Source organism: Clostridium sp. AM27-28 (genome assembly GCF_003480955.1).
Classification (GTDB): Bacteria; Bacillota; Clostridia; order Lachnospirales; family Lachnospiraceae; genus Otoolea; species Otoolea fessa.
This window is the reverse complement of the sequence record NZ_QUJT01000013.1, coordinates 1-18,457: the sequence shown is the minus strand read 5'-3', so window position 1 is coordinate 18,457 and position 18,457 is coordinate 1. Positions and strand designations below refer to the sequence as shown.

15 protein-coding genes are annotated in these 18,457 nt (G+C 48.8%); 9 read left to right on the top strand and 6 right to left on the bottom strand.

What is annotated here, in order from left to right:
* Positions 1-10: 10 nt before the first annotated feature.
* The gene (metA, locus tag DW720_RS13260; RefSeq protein ID WP_118652781.1) at positions 11-934 is read left to right on the top strand and encodes a homoserine O-succinyltransferase; all 924 of its coding nucleotides are present in this window, start codon (positions 11-13) and stop codon (positions 932-934) included.
* 308 nt (positions 935-1,242) lie between these two features.
* Here the strand turns inward: metA and DW720_RS13250 are convergent, their stop codons facing one another.
* The 4 genes from DW720_RS13250 to DW720_RS13235 all read right to left on the bottom strand — a co-directional run bounded on the left by DW720_RS13250 (position 1,243) and on the right by DW720_RS13235 (position 6,405).
* On the bottom strand, positions 1,243-2,658 hold the full coding sequence (locus DW720_RS13250) for an alanine/glycine:cation symporter family protein (RefSeq protein WP_118742966.1): 1,416 nt from the start codon (positions 2,656-2,658) through the stop codon (positions 1,243-1,245).
* Between the two features lie 40 nt (positions 2,659-2,698).
* A complete protein-coding gene (glsA, locus tag DW720_RS13245; RefSeq protein ID WP_118652785.1) occupies positions 2,699-3,631 on the bottom strand; it encodes a glutaminase A in 933 nt (310 codons plus the stop codon).
* A gap of 232 nt (positions 3,632-3,863) precedes the next feature.
* Positions 3,864-4,796 carry a LysR family transcriptional regulator gene (locus DW720_RS13240; RefSeq protein WP_118481986.1) on the bottom strand — a complete coding sequence of 311 codons (933 nt, stop codon included), beginning with the start codon at positions 4,794-4,796 and terminating at the stop codon, positions 3,864-3,866.
* Positions 4,797-4,914: 118 nt separating this feature from the next.
* Positions 4,915-6,405 (bottom strand): polysaccharide biosynthesis protein, encoded by a 1,491-nt coding sequence (locus DW720_RS13235; RefSeq protein WP_118742967.1) that lies wholly within the window; start codon positions 6,403-6,405, stop codon positions 4,915-4,917.
* Between the two features lie 292 nt (positions 6,406-6,697).
* Here DW720_RS13235 and DW720_RS13230 point away from each other — a divergent pair, with 292 nt between their 5' ends.
* Together DW720_RS13230 and DW720_RS13225 are read left to right on the top strand one after the other, a co-directional pair.
* A complete protein-coding gene (locus DW720_RS13230) occupies positions 6,698-7,993 on the top strand; it encodes a Na+/H+ antiporter NhaC family protein (protein ID WP_118749736.1) in 1,296 nt (431 codons plus the stop codon).
* Positions 7,994-8,012: 19 nt separating this feature from the next.
* Complete coding sequence (locus DW720_RS13225; RefSeq protein ID WP_107001277.1) at positions 8,013-8,927, top strand: AEC family transporter; 915 nt, start codon at positions 8,013-8,015, stop codon at positions 8,925-8,927.
* Between the two features lie 186 nt (positions 8,928-9,113).
* Here DW720_RS13225 and DW720_RS13220 read toward each other — a convergent pair whose 3' ends face one another.
* Positions 9,114-9,914 (bottom strand): helix-turn-helix transcriptional regulator, encoded by an 801-nt coding sequence (locus tag DW720_RS13220; RefSeq protein ID WP_118467018.1) that lies wholly within the window; start codon positions 9,912-9,914, stop codon positions 9,114-9,116.
* A 436-nt stretch (positions 9,915-10,350) separates the two neighbouring features.
* Between DW720_RS13220 and DW720_RS13215 the strand changes: the two genes are divergently transcribed.
* Genes DW720_RS13215 through DW720_RS13205 form a run of 3 tightly spaced genes read left to right on the top strand, consistent with a single transcriptional unit; the run spans position 10,351 to position 14,040 of the window.
* A complete protein-coding gene (locus DW720_RS13215; protein ID WP_107001275.1) occupies positions 10,351-10,854 on the top strand; it encodes an NAD(P)H-dependent oxidoreductase subunit E in 504 nt (167 codons plus the stop codon).
* 1 nt (position 10,855) lies between these two features.
* A complete protein-coding gene (gene nuoF / locus DW720_RS13210) occupies positions 10,856-12,319 on the top strand; it encodes an NADH-quinone oxidoreductase subunit NuoF (protein WP_182436552.1) in 1,464 nt (487 codons plus the stop codon).
* Positions 12,316-14,040 (top strand): NADH-dependent [FeFe] hydrogenase, group A6, encoded by a 1,725-nt coding sequence (locus DW720_RS13205; protein ID WP_347560725.1) that lies wholly within the window; start codon positions 12,316-12,318, stop codon positions 14,038-14,040. The genes nuoF and DW720_RS13205 overlap by 4 nt, the downstream gene beginning before the upstream one ends.
* Positions 14,041-14,132: 92 nt before the next feature.
* On the opposite strand, the gene DW720_RS13200 is transcribed toward DW720_RS13205, so the two are convergent.
* Entirely contained in the window at positions 14,133-15,074 is a 942-nt protein-coding gene (locus DW720_RS13200) for a DUF3878 family protein (RefSeq protein WP_182434345.1), read from the bottom strand.
* Between the two features lie 379 nt (positions 15,075-15,453).
* On the opposite strand from DW720_RS13200, the gene DW720_RS13195 reads away from it, so the two are divergent.
* From DW720_RS13195 to DW720_RS13185, 3 genes are all read left to right on the top strand, one after another.
* A complete protein-coding gene (locus DW720_RS13195) occupies positions 15,454-15,675 on the top strand; it encodes a DUF1858 domain-containing protein (protein ID WP_107001272.1) in 222 nt (73 codons plus the stop codon).
* 321 nt (positions 15,676-15,996) lie between these two features.
* Positions 15,997-16,953, top strand: a complete 957-nt coding sequence (locus tag DW720_RS13190) for a LysR family transcriptional regulator (RefSeq protein WP_118749734.1) — start codon at positions 15,997-15,999, stop codon at positions 16,951-16,953.
* Positions 16,954-17,088: 135 nt separating this feature from the next.
* Positions 17,089-18,240: an iron-containing alcohol dehydrogenase gene (locus DW720_RS13185; RefSeq protein WP_118749733.1), complete on the top strand. Its 1,152-nt coding sequence runs from the start codon at positions 17,089-17,091 to the stop codon at positions 18,238-18,240.
* Positions 18,241-18,457: the final 217 nt, after the last annotated feature.

Sequence of the window (18,457 nt, the reverse complement as noted above, 5' to 3'; positions counted from 1 at the left end):
ATATATAACCATGCCAATTAAAATACAAAAGGATCTTCCTGCTAAGGCAATTTTGGAATCGGAGAATATATTTGTGATGGATGAGGATCGGGCGATGAGCCAGGATATTCGTCCGCTTGAGATTTTGATTCTGAACCTGATGCCGATCAAGGAGGATACGGAGACGCAGCTTCTGCGGGCACTTTCGAATACGCCGCTGCAGGTGGACTGTTCATTCCTGATGCTGGAAACGCACGTTTCGAAAAATACATCGCAGACGCATCTGAATAAGTTTTATGTGACGTTTGACGAGATCCGCCGCAAGCGCTTTGATGGTATGATTATTACCGGTGCGCCGGTGGAGAATATGGAGTTTGAGGAGATCAACTACTGGGACGAGCTGACGAAGATCATGGAGTGGAGCAAGACGCATGTGACCTCGACGTTTCATATCTGCTGGGGCATGCAGGCGGGACTCTATTATCATTATGGAATTCAGAAACATCAGAGAAAGACAAAGCTTTCCGGTATTTACAGACATCGTCTTTTGAACCGGAAGATCCCGCTGGTCCGTAGCCTCGATGATTATTTTTACTGCCCGCATTCCCGTTACACGGAAGACCGGGAAGAGGATATTCTGAAACATCCGGAATTGCAGATTCTGGCGAAATCGGATGAGGCTGGCGTATTTCTGGTGATGAACCAGGATGGAAGCCAGATTTTCGTTCAGGGGCATCCAGAGTATGATCGCATGACGTTAAACAACGAGTACCACCGCGATCTGAAAAAAGGCTTAAATCCGCAGGTACCGTGCAACTATTACCCAGACAACGATCCATTTTCCATGCCGGTGCTGAAATGGAGAAATATGTCCAACACGCTGTACACGAACTGGCTGAATTACTATGTATACCAGATGACGCCGTACGTGCTGAAAGAGGATGAGCAGGAGTAGGAACAGAAATCTGCTATTTATGAGAGTATAAGATATAGAAATAGAGATTTCGATAAAATTGATCGGGGAAAATATCTTCTTCGAACTGGATGGTGGGAGCCGCCGTCGGAGTGGTGCTGCTGGCAGCTGGAATGTTTTTGATTTGGAAGAACCGCAAATAAGGCTGCAGATTAATAAAACGGTAAAAAGATAGATATAATACAGATATGAAAAAATACAGGCAGGGCTGTCGGAATTTTGCACAGTGTGGTTGAAACCATGTGTGGGAAAGATTCTGACAGCCCTGTTTATGCGGATTTTTGTTTTTATTAATTCCAGAAATCGGTTTCTTCTTTCAAGTCAATATCAGCTGCTTTAAAGACCGGATTCTTCCCAGCCTGTTTCTGTGCCCGGTAGTCTTCCAGGCAGCGGAGCGCCGGCTTGGCAATCAGGAAGATAATTGGTACGTTGATGACTGCCATCAGTCCCATCAGAACATCGGCGGTATCCCACACGATGCCGAGACTTGCCACAGAACCGATGAGGACAATCACGATAGCGATCACTCTCTGGGTAATCCGGACGCCCTTGACCGGAGTTTTGCCGCAGAGATAAGCCATGCCGGTTTCAGCAAAATAGTAGTTTCCGAGTAGCGTGGTAAAGGCAAATAAAATCAGGGCAACTGTGATAAATACAACACCTGCGGTGCCGAATACGTTATTCATAGCTGCCTGCACATATGCCATGCCAGCCATGTCTGCACTCGGTGCAACGCCGGAGCAGAGCAGTAAAAATGCGGTTGCAGAGCAGATGACAACAGTATCGATAAATACGGATAATACCTGAACAAGACCCTGTTTGACCGGGTGGCTGACACCCGCGGAACCGGCTGCGGTAGCGGAAGCACCGACACCTGCCTCATTGGAGAACAAGCCTCTCTTGATGCCGAGCATCACAACGGATCCCATGAAGCCGCCGAAGATAGCCTGAATATCAAAAGCCCCTTCAAAAATGCTTGCGAACATACCCGGAATCATGTTTCCGTGGAGAATAATCATCAGCAGGGCAGCTGCAATGTAAAGTCCGCCCATTACCGGAACAAGAATTCCTGTGATTTTAGCGATCTGTTTGCCGCCGCCGCTGATGCAGATGCCGAAGATAACAGCCTGGATGATACCGATGAGAATCGGAGTCAGGCTTGGATTGTAGAAACTGTATACTTTAAAAGAATCTGCCACATTGAAGGATGCAACGAGGTTAAATCCAACCATGTAAGTCAAAATCATGAAAATAGCATAGAGAACACCCAGCCATCTTTTTTTCAGAACGGCTTCAATATAGTAGGAAGGACCGCCGTAGCAACTTCCGTCCTCGGCACGGCGTTTGTAGATCTGTGCCAGCGTACTTTCTACAAATGCGGTTGCACTTCCGAGGATCGCGGTCATCCACATCCAGAAGATAGCGCCCGGACCGCCGAAACAGATGGCGGTAGAAATGCCGGCGATATTTCCGGTGCCGACGCGCGAAGCAGTGGAAACCATCAATGCCTGAAAGGCGGAAATAGACTCATCTTCCTTGTCGGATGGCTCCAGGATAACCCGGATGGATTCAAGTAAGTAACGAAGCTGTACCCCTTTGGTGCGGATGGTAAAATAGATGCCGCCGCCTACCAGCAGGATGATTAACACGTAGCTGTAAAGATAGTTGCTTGCTGTGCCGATTATCTTTGCGTATAAATCTGCCATTTTAAAATACCCCTCTCATACAATTTACATATTGTTTTTGCTATAAAGTGTGCCGCTGCGGATCAAACATATGGAGATGCAGTTCATGTGACATATATTCCAGTACGCATTCTCCAGCGACGCTGTTCCCCTTTTTATCTAACGCCGGTCCGAAGATGCCGATTCCCATCTCGCCGTCTACCACTGATAAGATACCGCCGCCGACGCCGCTTTTGGATGGGATGCCGACCCGGACGGCAAATTCGCCGGAACCATCGTACATACCGCAGGTAAACATGAGTGTTTTGACGATTTTAACTGTCTGGCTGCTTAAAAGCCGTTTTCCCGTGTCTGGATGAATGCCATCGTTGGCGAGAATCAGTCCCAGTCCAGCGAGGCTTTCGGCTGTCACACTGAGAGAACACATTTTGACATAAAAATGCAGGCTGTTTTCTACATCCTTATTTTTTTCAATGTAGCCCTTGCTTTCCAGCAGATAGGCGATTGCCCGGTTGCGGGAAATATGGGACATTTCCGAGTGATAGACCTTTTTATCAAGGTCGATGTCCGGATCCATGCAGAGAGCCCGGATGGTGTCAAGCATGGTGTCAAAACTGATTTCGGAAGCAAGGCAGCTTGCCACCACGATGGCTCCCGCGTTGATCATCGGGTTGTAAGGCGAACTGTCTGTATTTTCCAGTTTCATCAGCGAGTTGAATGGATCGCCGGTCGGCTCCATGCCTACTTTTTTAAATACCTGGTCGAAGCCGCAGATTTCCAGCGCGACTGCAAGGGTGATGATTTTGGAGATACTCTGAATGCTGAATCGGACTTTCGTATCTCCGACGGAAATCCGTTTGCCGTTCCGGCAAAAAACACTGACTCCGAGCTGACTGCCATCTACCTTTCCAAGCTCTGGTATGTAGGTGGCAACTGCACCCTCATGGGTATGTGTTTTTCCCAGTGCAACGGCTTGTTCAAGTACATCTTTCATACTTAAACGCCTCCTGTTTTTTATTCGGTGTTGCTTTCTGATAGTATGGTAGCATGGGGAAGGCAGTTTGTATAATGCGTGTCAGCTTTAAGGGATATGACAAAAAGGTATAACGGGATATATATGTCAGATATGAATAAATATTTATGATGAACGGGGAAGAGGTGCTGAAAAGGATCAAAAAAAACTGCCGGGACGGCTGTGAATGTCCGGCAGCTTTGATGATGTTTTTTTAGAGAAGTTTTTTCTTTAAGTCATAAATAAATTCTTGTACGATCGCCGTCATTGGCGTGTCTTTTCGCATTGCATATCCAAACTCCAGCATAAAACCACAGTTTGGAATCGGAATAGAAGTGGAGTGGTAGGAGGCTTCTTGTTTGGCGAAATCGTGGATGCCGATGCTGTAGCAGTCACTGATCGAGATCATGTACATCAGGGTGGCGCGGCTGGAAAGATAGGTGATTTTCGAGCGCATTTTTTCTGCATCCTGATCCCCTTCGGAGAGAAGTTGGTAAATATAATCATCGCATTGTCCAAGATACCAGAGAAAGCCGTACTCTGCCAGTGTGTGCAGGTTGACCGGTTTCTGTTGCAGCAGAAGCGGATGTTTGCGGGAAATGATAATGTGTGGTTCGATGTTGGCAAGAAAATGGTACTCCAGCCCTTTTGATTCGAGCAGGGCATCCATTTCACGCCGTTTGCGGCTGTCAAAATGAAACACGCCTACATCGACACGCCCGGATACCACATCCTCGATGACTTCGTCTGAATTGCCTTCATACAGTCGATGGGAGAAGGATGGCTGATCGCGGTGACGCAGGACTATTTCACTGAAACTTTCCATGATATGAGAAAAACGTGTCATGGAGACAGCCAGCGGATCAGAAATTTTGATTTGTTCCTTCTTTTTCTGAAACCAGAGCTGTTCCATTTCGTCAATGATTTTTTCGGAATGTGTCAGAAATTCCATTCCTTCAGGCGTTAATGTTACGCCTGAGCGGCTGCGGTTAAAGAGCCTGGCACCGAGATTTTCTTCCAGATCGTGCATGATTTTCCCAAGATACGGCTGGGAAATATAGAGCGCCTGGGCGGCTTTATTGATGGATCCGAGGCGCGCTACCTTGATAAAATATTCTAAATGCCGAAAATTGATATCGTATTTCAAAAAAGTTCCCCCTTTGTAAATCCCCCTGAATGTAATAAGTATAAAATAAAAAAATGTAAATTGCCAGAAAATACCTAAACTTATTGCATTTAAGGGATATAGCAAAATAGCATATAATTTATTGTTTGACTGTACCTGTATGTAAGAGAAGCAGTCCTCCTATATACAGCAGGCAAAGGATACCGGACTGGATGAGGACAGGCGGAAACAGGTGAGGCAGGTAAGGCGCGTTTGGAATAACTTCTAACATCCCAATCGAAACCAGCAGGCAGAATGCCGGTTTTACAATGCCCTGGCTGACTGGCAGGCGGATCGGGACTTCGCAGGCGAGGGCGTGGATGTGGAGAAAGGCGAGCACCAGTTCGCTGATGAGAAGCGCCGCCAGATAGGCGAAAATTCCCCATCGCGGGATGGCGAAAAGGACGAGCGACAGGGTGAGAAGCATGGAAACCGTATGGTGGACGAAGACGGTTCCCGTTTTCCCAAGCCCGTTTAAAATACTTCCCATGGTAGTGGAGAGGTAGAGAAACGGGCAGAGCCAGGATAAAATCTGGATGAAACGTCCGGCATCGGCGTTGTGGTAAAAGGTTTCGCCCAGTGCTGGACCAAAGCGGGTGAAGAGCCCGACGCAGAGAATTCCCATGTACAGGCTGTAGCGGAGTGCCATGGAGATGGTGCGTTCGATTTTGTCCGGCTGATTCTGCGCCTGCGCCTCCGAGACTGCCGGGAGCAGGACGACGGCGAGGGAGTTGGTGATGGCGGATGGAAAGAGGACAAAGGGGAGTGCCATGCCTGTGAGGACTCCGTAAATACTGACCGATTCAACCCGCGAGAGCCCGGAGAGGAGAAGCTGGTTCGGTACAAAGATGGCTTCGAGACTCTGGAGAAAGCTGAGCGTGAGGCGATTCGCCATGAGGGGGAGTGCCATGGTGAGGAGAGGGAGGAGCAGGGGAGTAATAGGTGTGTTTGCATTTGGCAGTATGGCAACGGACTTCGAGCATCCATAAACTAACAGACAGAACACCGCCGAAGCCGCTTCCCCGATCAACAGCCCCCAGACAGCCAGCAGCACCGTGATCGGAATCCTGTTCGTGCGGCAGACATGGACGATCAGCAGGACGGAGAAAATGCGAATGCACTGCTCGACCACCTGTGAAAATGCCGGGACTGCCGTTTTTTTGAGCCCATAATAATACCCGCAGCAGCAGGCATGGATCGCGCAGAAGGGGATCGAGAGGGCGAGTGCGGGCAGAAGCGGCGCACATTCGGGCGCAAGAAGGACGCGCGCGGCGAGAAAATCGGCGAAGGTGTAGATCAAAGAGGTCAGCGGCAGGGCGATCGATAGTGAGAGTGCGAGGCTGACCCGCAAAAAGGCGCGTCCCTTTTCCGGGGAGGCGGCGGTCAGGCGGGAGAGTGAAGTCTGGATTGGACCGGCGCAGAGAGCAAATGCGATGCCATGTATGGGAAAAATCATCTGATATAAACCCAGACCTTCGGCGCCGATCGTCCGGGAGAGAAAGATGCGGTAGAAAAAGCCGAGAATCCGGCAGAAAAATCCGACTGCCGTCAGGAGCAGGGTTCCGGTAATCAAAGGATGAAATCTTCGCATGGCAGATCTCCGGGGAGGGTATGTCAGAAAAGTATATGAGGAGGAAGATGAAAGTAGAAGAAAACCAAGATGTTTATAAAACACTGGGGACACATTTTTTGGGAAACTGAAAGAAGACCCGAGTTGGCAGAAGGGCAGAAATAGCTTAAATTAAAGGATACAAAAATAAACTGTATTTAATACATAAATTAACAGATGGACATTGAGTTAGAACAGGAATATACTAAAAACATCCAAAAATAAAAAATTACTGCGAAAAATAACTGGTTGGTAGGGAAAAGAGTGTGAAGCTATGTTAGAAGGAATTGTATTACTTGCATTTATCGCGGCGCTGGCAGGCTGCGTGTTTACCGGCGTATCGGTGCTCTGGGCGCTGGCGGGCGGCTATCTGATCTTCTGTGTGTACGGTTTGATTCGGAAGCACAGCCTTGCGGAACTCGGAAAAATGTCGCTTTCCGGCGTTAAAACCGTCCGCAATATCCTGATGATTTTCGGACTTATTGGCTTTATCACAGCGTTGTGGCGGGCGTCCGGCACGATCGCCGTGATCGTGTGCTGGTCGTCGAAGCTGGTGTCGCCGTCGGCATTTCTGGTGATCGCGTTCCTTCTTAACTGTATGGTGTCGATCCTGACCGGAACCTCCTTTGGAACCGGCGCGACGATGGGTGTTATCTGTATGGCGATGGGACGTGCGATGGAGCTTGACCCGTTCTGGATCGGCGGCGCGATTCTTTCTGGCATCTATTTTGGCGACCGCTGTTCACCGGTATCGTCCAGCGCGAATCTTGTCTGTGTGCTGACGAAGACGGATATTTATGAAAATATCCGCGAAATGGTAAAGACATCGCTGGTGCCATTTGTGGCTACATGTATTCTCTATTATATAGTGGGACGTTCCATGAGTGCCGGAAACGGACGGATGGATGTGGAAGGGCTGTTTTCCAATCGTTTTGTACTTCATTGGAGCGCGGTGATCCCGGCGGCGATTATCCTGGTGCTGTCTGTGTTCCGGGTGGAGGTCAAGAAAACGATGCTGATCAGCATTGTGTTGGCGGCATTTTTGAGCGTGGTGCTCCAGGGGCGGTCATTCGGGGAAATTTTACAGATGTGTCTGACCGGTTATCAGGCAAACGATCCGGCGATCAGCGCCATGATGAACGGCGGCGGCTTGAAATCCATGATTAAGGTGGCTGCTATCGTGAGCCTGTCCTCCTGTTATGCAGGAATTTTCGAGGGAACCGGGCTCTTGAAACCGATTCAGGGGAAAATAGAGGCGCTGAGCCGGAAAATTACTCCGTTTGGTGCGACTTTTGCGGTGGCAGCAGTTGCTTCCATGATCGCTTGTAACCAGACCTTGTCGATTATGCTGACCCATCAGCTCTGCAAGGAAGGAAATCCAGATAATAAACGATTTGCAATCGATCTGGAAAATACGGCGGTTGTGCTGGCACCGCTGGTACCGTGGTCGATCGCCGGAGCCGTTCCTCTGGCAGCCGTCGGTGCTCCGATTGCGAGTGTGGTGGTGGCGTCGTATCTGTACATACTGCCGATCTGGAGTTTTTTGGTTCGTCTCATAAGAAGGTCGTAGGAAAAGGAGGAAGAGCCATATGAATTTACTCGAACTTTGCAACCTACAGGGTTCCTTATTCCTGATGATACTGGCGGGTGCGGTACTGAAACGTCGAGGGATCATCAGCAAGGAAGGCGAAAAATGTCTGACGGATCTCTGCGTGAATATCGTGATTCCCTGCAATATTGTGAAATCGTGCCTGATTTCATTTGATGCTTCGATTTTTAAAACGTGCGGGTTGCTGTTGGCGGTTGGATTTGTCTTGCAGCTTGTCTGTGTGGCACTCAACAAAGTGCTGTTTAAGGAATATTCAGAGCAGCACCGGAAGGTGCTTCAATACTGTACGATCGTTTCCAACGGCGGATTCCTCGGAAACCCGGTTGCGGAAGGCGTATATGGAAGTATGGGACTTCTCTACGCATCCATTTTTCTGATTCCGATGCGCGTTGTCATGTGGTCGGCGGGTACATCCTATTTTGTTGGAGGCGGTTCTGACCGGAAAAAGGTATTGAAAAATGTCCTGACGCACCCGTGTCTGGTCGGTGTCTACATCGGTATGTTCCTGATGGCAACACAGCTGCAGCTTCCGGGCGTGCTGAAATCGACGGTTACCTACATTGGAAACTGTAACTCGGCGCTGACGATGTTTATTATCGGTACGATTCTGACCGATGTGAAACTGCGTGAGATTATTAATCCGACGGCCCTCAAATTCAGTGTGCTCCGTCTGTTCCTTCTTCCGCTTCTAGCATATGGAATCAGCCTGGCGGCCGGATTGGATTCGGTGGCAGCAGGTGTGGCAGTCATCATGACGGGAATGCCAGCCGGTGCAACTGCAGCGATCTTTGCGGCGCGCTATGACAGCGATGCACCGTTTGCAGCGAAAACGGTAGTGCTCACGACGCTGATTTCGATGATTACGATTCCGGCGTGGTGTCTATTTATAGGATAAAAAGAATAGGTAAGAAGCAACAATAATAGAAAGAATACTAGAAAAATTGAGAAAATAATGTAAATATGGTAAATGAATATAAAAAGACCTGAAAGGTGCGGTAAATGGCTGCTCTTCAGGTCTTTTATATTTTAAAATGAATCAAAGGTTAAGCAAACAGAGGTTGAAAGAATTAGTTTATGATTCTTATTCATTCGTTTCACTCTTTCGTGAAATCCGCGCTTCTTCCAGATAATTATACAGTGTATACTTGGAAATCTGCATCGCGTCGCACAGGAGCAGGCTGGTTTTTGTGATCTTGAAGACGCCTTTCTGGTCAAGATAGTCGAGTGCACGAATTTTTTCTTCCTTGTTCATCAGCATCATCGGTTTTCCGATCATGGACTCTGCCTGATAAATATAGTGCTGTAAAATATCATCGACATTCTTTTTGAGAATAAAGTCGCGGTCAGACATGGCTGCCTGATTTGCGCCATTCGTGCCGTCCGTGCTGCCAGTTCCGGAAAAGGTGCCATCAGAAGCCATTCCGGATGGTGTGCAGCCAGACATGCCATCGATCTGTGCGCCCACAGCTGCCGATACGCCGATGGTGCCTGGGCGTCCGATCAGATTTTGCAGGGCGCTCTGTGCCAGATAGAGATCGCGAACATCCATATTTAAGCAGACAGATCCGATAATTTTGTGATGTTCGTTCTCGATGAGCGTTGTGCAGGACTTAAAAAGCCGGTCTTTCTGGCTGGTATCGAGGGAAATGATCGAATGCTTGAGCGGCTCGATATCATTGCCAAGCTGTGTGATCATGCCGCCGCGCGGGGAACCGCCGACGTCGCGTCCGCTTAGCTGTGAGTTGAATGCGTAGACGATCGTGTGATCGTAGCCTTTGCGGTAATCGTGGACGATGATCTCACAGTTATCTCCGAGAAACTTTTGAAGTCCTTCGAGAAAACGGATGAGAAACTGAAAGTCCATGTAGTTGGAAATTTCCATGAATACCTCCTTTAGAATGCTCTGTGCCCCGAGTGTGTATCGCAAAATTTTGCGTCTTAAAATAATTCGGAAAATGAAATGCACAGGGATTGTCTTTCTTTTGTCAAAGTTCCTGAAAAAATTTTATCGCGTTCATTTTGCTGCGTCAATCCCGTTTCTATAGAAAAAAGTTAGTAGATAGGGAACATAAATAAGAGAATGTTCTCCCTTTTTTGTTTAAAAATCAAAAATTCAGGTGCAAGATAACGGGAAATGAGAGCAAACCTGTTTCTTTCATCATACTCTCAACCAAACTGTTTGTCAATTAACAAACCAGACTGTAAGTTTTTCTTGACAATTTGTCAGTGCATCCCTATAATTGAGAAAAAATCAAACAGACAGTTAGACAAACAAAAAATAAGTTTGTAAAAACACAAACTGAAAGTGAGGGAGCAGGATGGACAGGGACAGTTATGTATATAAGACACCGGCTTCAAAGCTGGTACAGGTGGCTGCGATTGCGGCGGAATACAAGGGCAGACCGGATATGCTGATGACAGTGATCATCCGGGCGCAGAAGGTTGTGTCGGCATTTTCCAAGGAGGTGGCGTCAGTCATCGCCAGGGAGATGGATATTCCGATGAACAAGGTGTACAGTTTCATCACCTTTTATGCGATGCTGTCGGTAAAACCGAGGGGGCGCTACATTGTCCGGATGTGCAAGAGCGCGCCGTGCCACGTACATGGGGCGCAGGCGGTCGTGCAGGCGCTGGAGGATCAGCTTGGCATCAGCATCGGGGAGACGACCGAGGACGGACGTTTCACTCTGGAATACTGTCCCTGCCTGGGACTCTGTGAAATATCCCCGGCGATCATGATCAATGAGCACGTGTACGGCAACCTGACGCCGGAATCGGTGCGGGATATTATCAAACAATATATACGGGAGGATGTGGAATAGTATGGAGGAAATGCACGTATTGCTGAAAAACCGCGGCAAGATTAATCCGAGAAGTTCACAGGAGTATGCGGACCGCGGCGGATTTGAAGCGCTGAAAAAAGCACTTTCGATGGACAGTGAAGCGATTATCGATGTGATCCGCGCCTCCGGACTTCGTGGACGCGGCGGTGCGGGATTCCCGACCTACCGCAAGATGGAGTTTACCGCCCACGCATCTGACCCAACGAGATACATCGTCTGTAACGCCGATGAGGGAGAGCCGGGAACGAATAAAGACCGGATTCTTCTCTCGACCGACCCGTGTGCGGTCTTCGAGGGCATGGCGATTGCTGGAAAAGCAGTCGGCGCCCATACCGGATATATCTATCTGAGAGCCGAGTATACATATTTGTTCCCAGTATTAAAAGATGCGCTGGAGGATGCGGAAAAACGCGGATTTTTAGGAAAAAATATGATGGAGAGCGGTTTTGACTTTGAAATCAAGTTCCGCTCTGGTGCGGGTGCTTACGTCTGCGGCGAGGAGACGGCATTGTTTGAGTCCATTGAGGGAAAACGAGGCGAGCCACGTTTCCGTCCGCCGTTTCCAAGCATTCACGGACTCTTTGGAAAACCGACCATGTTAAATAACGTAGAGACGCTGGCGAATATTGCACCGATCCTCTTAAACGGAGCGGAGTGGTACCGCAGCATCGGCACGGCAAACAGCCCTGGCACGAAGCTTTTTACGGTTTGTGGAAATGTGGTCCGCAGGGGCGTATTTGAATTTCCGATGGGCGTGAACCTCAAAGATATCATTTATGAGGTGTGTGGCGGTATCGAGGATGGAAAAGGGCTTCTGGGCGTGCAGACCGGTGGTACCTCCGGTGCGATCATCAATGCCGATCAGATCGATATGACACTGGATATTGATACAGTTTCGGCATCCGGCGGACGTCTTGGCTGCGGTACGATTCTGGTCATCGACGACAGCAACTGTATTGTAGATATTGTGCGAAACAATTTGGACTTCTTCCGCGGCGAGTCATGCGGAAAATGTACACCGTGCCGCGAGGGCGGCCAGCAGCTTTACAATCTGGTTACCCGCATCAGCCGGGGGCTGGCGACTCTGCCGGATCTGGAAAAAATCGATGAGCTGACGGAGACGATGCGCCTGACTGCCCTGTGTGGTCTGGGACATTCGACCGCTGTTCCGGTGCAGACGAGCATCCAGAACTTCCGTAAGGAATATCTGGCGCACATCGACCGCGATTACTGCCCGGTCTGCGCTCAGGCAGCCGTGGCGGAAGGAATTTATGAAGCAGAAGAAGATTATAGAAACGATGGAAACAGCCGGATGGGAAGACGGCGTGCAGCAGTCGGTGAACGCGATGTCATGTATGATTCGTATGACGCGTATGCGAGACACCGCAGCCGGGGAACATCCTACGCGGGACGATTTGAGCGGAGAGGAGGAAGAGAAGCATGATGGTACATCTGACAATCGATGGGCAGCCGGTAGAGGTGGAGGAAGGAACGACGATCCTACAGGCGGCGAAAAAAGCCTGTATCCACATTCCGACTCTCTGTTATCATGAGGATCTGAGCATCAAGGCGGTCTGCCGCATCTGCGTGGTCGAGGTAGAAGGACAGAGACTGCTTCCGACGGCGTGCAGCACACCGGTTTCGGAGGGAATGGTCGTGCAGACGGCCTCCCCGAAGGTACTGAAAGCGAGAAGAAATATTCTGGAACTGATTTTTGCGAGACATCCGCAGGAATGCCTCGTATGTCCGAAGGACGGAAAATGCGATCTGCAGAAGGTAGCGCAGGATGTCGGAATGCACCTCGATATCCGCTATGACAAGCAGCTCCGCCATCAGAAGGAGGACTGGAGTTCTCCGGCCATCATGCGGAATCCGCAGAAATGTATTCTGTGCGGGCGTTGTATGGAGGTCTGCAATGAGATTCAGGGAATCAATGTCCTTTCGAAGGAAAACCGTGGATTCCATACGCTGATTGCCCCGGCCTATGGGGAAAAACTGGCTGATACCAATTGTATTAACTGCGGCCAGTGCGTGCAGGTGTGTCCGACCGGAGCATTGACGGTGCATTATCATACCTACGGGTTATATCGCCAGAAAGAATTAGGCAAAAAACTGATTATCCAGGTGGCTCCGTCCGTCCGCATTACGCTGGCGGAGGCACTGGGCGAACAGCCGGGCGTTGTCAGCACAGGACGTCTGGTGTCGGCTCTCAAGCGCCTGGGATTTTACAAGGTATTCGATTCCGATTTCTCTGCCGATCTGACGATCATGGAGGAAGGAACCGAGCTTTTGAACCGCCTGCAGAACGGCGGAACCCTGCCGATGATCACCTCCTGCTGTCCGGCGTGGGTCAAATATTGTGAAACCTATGCACCGGAGTATACAAAGCATTTATCGACGGCGAAATCTCCGCAGCAGATGTTCGGCGCGCTGATTAAAACCTGGTTTGCGAAGCGCGAGGGCATCGATCCGGGTGAGATCTGCAGTGTTTCCGTTATGCCGTGTACGGCAAAGAAATTTGAGTGTACCCGTCCGGAAATGAAGGACAGCGGCTACCAGGATGTGGATATTTCCATCACGGTTCAGGAACTGGCTGCCTTGATCCGTGCCGGTGGAATCGATTTTGCCGAGCTTCCGGATACACCGTTTGACGATCCATTTGGCGAAGGCAGCGGCGCGGGACTTATCTTCGGCGCGACCGGCGGCGTCATGGAGGCGGCACTCCGCACCGTCTATGCGGTGGTAACCGGCAAGGAGATGGAACGTCTCGACTATACGCCGGTCCGCGGTTTTGAGGGAATCAAGGAATCGCAGGTTGATTTGAATGGCAGAGTCATCAAGGTAGCGGTGGCACATGGCATTAAAAATGCGAAAGTTTTGCTGGAAAAGGTAAAAAACGGAACCGCCGATTATCAGTTTATCGAGATCATGGCATGTCAGGGCGGCTGCATCGGCGGCGGTGGAAATCCGCCTAAGACATGGTCGATCATGGAGAAGCGGAAGAAAGCCATCTATGAGGCAGAGGCAGAGCTTCCGGTCAGACAGTCGCACAAGAACCCGGCGATCCAGAAAATTTATGAGACGTATCTGGGAGAACCGTGCGGGGAGCTGTCACATAAGCTGCTGCATACAGAGTACTGCAACCGGCAGGATCTGTTGCAATAAATTATTTTATTCCAACCATCATTTTCTTAAAAACAAGGTGAAAACCTGAGAACGGCTTCCAGTGCTGCCGCTCTCAGGTTTTTCACGTCCCACTACGGCTCCTCCCAGGTTTCAATCCTCGCCTTACGGTTCAAAATTCCTTTCTCCCATATCATTAAATGCATCTTAAATTCAATCGAATCCTGCGCTGTCGTAAAGGGTTCTTCACGCAGCAGTTCGGAGCGGATGCCGCGCTTTTCAAGCTCTTTCTGTCTTTTTTTGGCAAGAAGTTCGAGAGCCAGGTGACGGGTCTGCTGGGCTTTTCCGAAGGTGCGGGACGGATAGGCGGAAGAGGCTTTTTGAAGTTTCCGGGTCAGGAGATCGACTGTCTTGGCATGGGTGTTCCGGTGCAGGAGGCGGGCAATCTGACGGGCACGGCGCTTGGTGGGGTGCTGCTCATAGTCCTTCAGGCGATGTAGCAGTTTTGGATCACCGGCTTCGACGGCGATGGACTGGAAGACGCGCGAAGCGTCTTCGGAGAGATGCCAGGGATTTTCACGGATGACGCGGTATTTTTCCGGGACCGCCGGGTAGCAGCAGACGTTTAGCGGAGGAAATTCCGCGAGGGAGGCAAGCTCCCGCTCGTTTGCGTTGCAGGAGTTTTCCCCCAGATAGTCGAGTTTGTCGCGCAGGATGGCGATGCGGTATTCGAGCTGGCGGAGGTATTCGTAGCCTTTCATCCAGAAGTGCCCGATCTGACTGTAGTCATAGTAGTGATTTTCGAGAGTCAGATCTTCGAAAAAGAGTGTGACAACCGAGTCTCCCTGATGGACGATCAGGGCGTAGCGTTCGTTTTCATCCTGGGTTAAGAGGGCATCGAGTTCGCCCTCGTATGCCGGATCGTAGGTACCGGTCAGGCGGGCGTTGTGGAAGAGAAGGAAACTTTCGACTGCATCATTCATCAGGTAAACCAGGCGGATCGTGTCGGGAGCAGAAGTGCCGGTTTCCGGGAGAATAAGTTCGAACTGGTTTTCGGATAATAGTAATTCTAACATGGAAAAGGGATCCATTTTATAAAACTCCTTAATGTATAAAAATCAAAATGTTTTCCGACACAGGCAGAAAAACGGAGCCAGTGACTATCGTATTCTCAATACAGGAAAACATAGAACAATCATGGTAATTATAAGAGAAATAAGAAGAGGATGCAAGAGAAGAGCAATGCTGCTGCCGGATTGTACAAAATTTTCAGCTCAGAAAAATTTTTCCAGTGAATCGTAACATTTTCTATGTTTCACAAAAAAAGATAGTAAAACCGCGCGATTCGTGTTAATATAAGAAAGCATAAGAATAATCGCGGTGTTTTTGCAGCGGCGGTGAAAACCGCAAAGCTGCGTAAGAGACTGCAAGTATGAATAGAAAGGAAAATTTATCATGGAAATCACAAAAGCAACCACGATGGGCGAGATGCTTCAGTATGATATGGGTATTGCATATGTTCTGATGGAGGCAGGCATGCACTGTGTTGGCTGTCCGTCTTCGATCGGTGAGTCTCTGGAGGAGGCTTGCATGGTACACGGTCTGAACGCAGACGAGGTTATGGCAAACATCCAGGAGTACCTGAACGCAAAGAAAGAGTCTGAGCAGGCTGAATAATTCAAATTTTAGATTTTAATAAAATTCTGGATAAAAAGACGCTGTGTACGAAGTAATGAGGCTTCAGCATAGCGTCTTTTTCGTTGTTTTATAGGAAAGAACGCCTCATAAAGCAAGAGTGAAAAATGCTCGGATTGTTGTTTAGAGACTGAAAATTGTGTAAAAATAGTATACATTACAGAATTGACGTGATAAAAAGAACCCGTTATAATTGCGATAAAAATATTTTTACTTTTTTTCCGGGAGAGAGACTAAAACATATAACCGGATAAAAGCGGGTAGCTGATAGAGTACATAGAGATACAATGGAGGGATGGGAGTATGTTCAGTAAGCGTGAGTATGAATACGTGATGGAAATTGCGAAGGAAGGAAGTTTTTCAAAAGCAGCCCAGAAACTCTATATTTCCCAGCCGGCGCTCAGCGGTGCGATTAAAAAGATTGAGAAAGAGTTATATGGGATCTCGCTTTTTGACCGGAATGTGAACCCGGTGGCACTGACCCCGGCGGGGCAGTATTATCTGGAAAAAACGCGGAAGATATACGAGGTCAGCAATGAGATGGAGCAGCATTTTGCAGAGCTGGCGGGTATCCGTTCCGGTGTGATTAACATCGGAAGCTCCGGATATTTCTGTGCGTATTTTCTTCCGGAGGTGATCCGGGGCTATTGCAGACTGAATCCAAAGTGCCGGATCAACGTGACGGAGACGGATATTTCAGGGATGGATGCGGGGCTTAGAACCGGGCAGTTTGATATCACGATGGATGTCGAGGCACTCGACCCGGAGATGTTTGAGAGTGTGACGCTGGGGTATGAGTATATGATTATGGCGGTTCCTGCTTCCTTTGCTGTGAATGAGAAGCTGAAAGAGTTTCAGATCTCCAGGGAATCAATCCTGGAGCGGAGTTTTCTGGATGAAGCGGTGCGTGCGGTGGACCTTTCCAAAGTCTCGAAAGAACCATTTCTGATGCTGAAAAAGAATCAGGATTCTTATAAAAGGAGTATGGATATCTGCGCCCACGCTGGTTTCGAGCCGAAGGTGATTATGTATTTTGATCAGCTTCAGACTGCCTATAATGTGGCGCGGAGCGGACAGTCCGGTATCATCTTTTTTAGGGATGCACTGCTGAAATACACAGAGAAAACGGAAAAACTCTGTTATTACAAGATTGGCGATCCGCTGGCAAAGCGTGCAATCCTTTTGTCGATGAAGCGCTATCCGGGCGTGGGGGCAACAGTAGATGATTTTATCAAATACATTCTACTGGCTAAAAAATAGTTTAAAATTTCACAAAATACTGATAGGAAATTGCTTATAGTGCCATATTTAAAAGTGACTTGGATTTTTGTCAGATAAAATGCTAGAGTATATCCCGTAGCCGAAAAAACTGGAATGGAAAGTGAGGTATACGATATGGCAACAACATACTATTTTTTACCGACAAGAAATTTATTTGGTGAGGATTCCGTGAAAGAAACAGGAACTCTGATGCAAAGCCTGGGAGGAAGAAGGGCACTGATTGTAACCGATGGATTTTTAGCGAAAAATGGGATGGCAGAACAGATTCAGAAGATTCTTTCGGATGCAGAGGTAGAGAGTGTCGTATTTGATGGTGTGGAACCAAACCCGAAGGATGTCAATGTAGAAGCGGGACTCAAAATATTTGAAGAGAATAGCTGTGATTCTATCATATCCCTGGGCGGTGGCTCTTCCCATGACTGTGCGAAAGCGATTGCACTGGTGGCTTCCAATGGAGGAAATATCCGTGATTATGAGGGCGTGGATCGCTCAGATAAACCGCTATGCCCGATGATCGCGGTAAATACGACAGCCGGAACAGCGTCGGAGATTACCCGATTCTGCATCATCACAGACACAAGCCGTCATGTAAAGATGGCGATCGTGGACTGGCGTGTGACACCGCAGATTGCGATCAATGATCCGAACCTGATGGTAGGAATGCCGCCGGCTCTGACTGCAGCTACCGGTATGGACGCATTAACACATGCGATCGAAGCCTATGTATCGACCGCTGCCAATCCGCTTACAGATGCAGCTGCCCTGATGGCGATTACGATGATTACTCAGTATCTTCCAAAGGCAGTTGCCAATGGTGTCTATATGAAGGCGCGTGACAAGATGGCATATGGCCAGTATTTGGCAGGAATTGCATTTAACAACGCATCCTTGGGCTATGTACATGCGATGGCACACCAGCTTGGCGGTATGTATAACCTGCCGCACGGCGTCTGCAATGCGATTCTCCTGCCGCATGTAGAAGAGTTCAACCTGATCGGAAATGCAAACCGGTTCCGCGATATTGCGAAGGCAATGGGCGAGATAACCGAAGGCTTATCGACGATGGATGCGGCAAGAAAAGCCATCGCAGCGATCCGTCAGCTCAGCAGCCAGGTAGGTATCCCGGAACGTTTGCGTGATCTGGGTGTCAAGGAAGAAGATTTTGCTGTGATGGCCGAAAATGCCATGAAGGATGTGTGCAGCGTCACGAATCCGAGAAAGGCAACGAAAGAACAGATCATCGGTGTCTTTAAAGCTGCATATTAAAATAGATGTTCAGATTCTCAGTGCCATGGACAGGCATAAGGATTCTCCTATGGACATCAAACATACTACTAGAATGATTAACTTATAAAATCCATAATAAAACGATTATATATATTTAAAATCATACGTCTGGAACAGGCATTTCCACTTCCTCCAACCACAAGGAAAGGGGCTGTCGCACTAAGGTGCGGCAGCTTCGTGTTTTTATCCAACACAA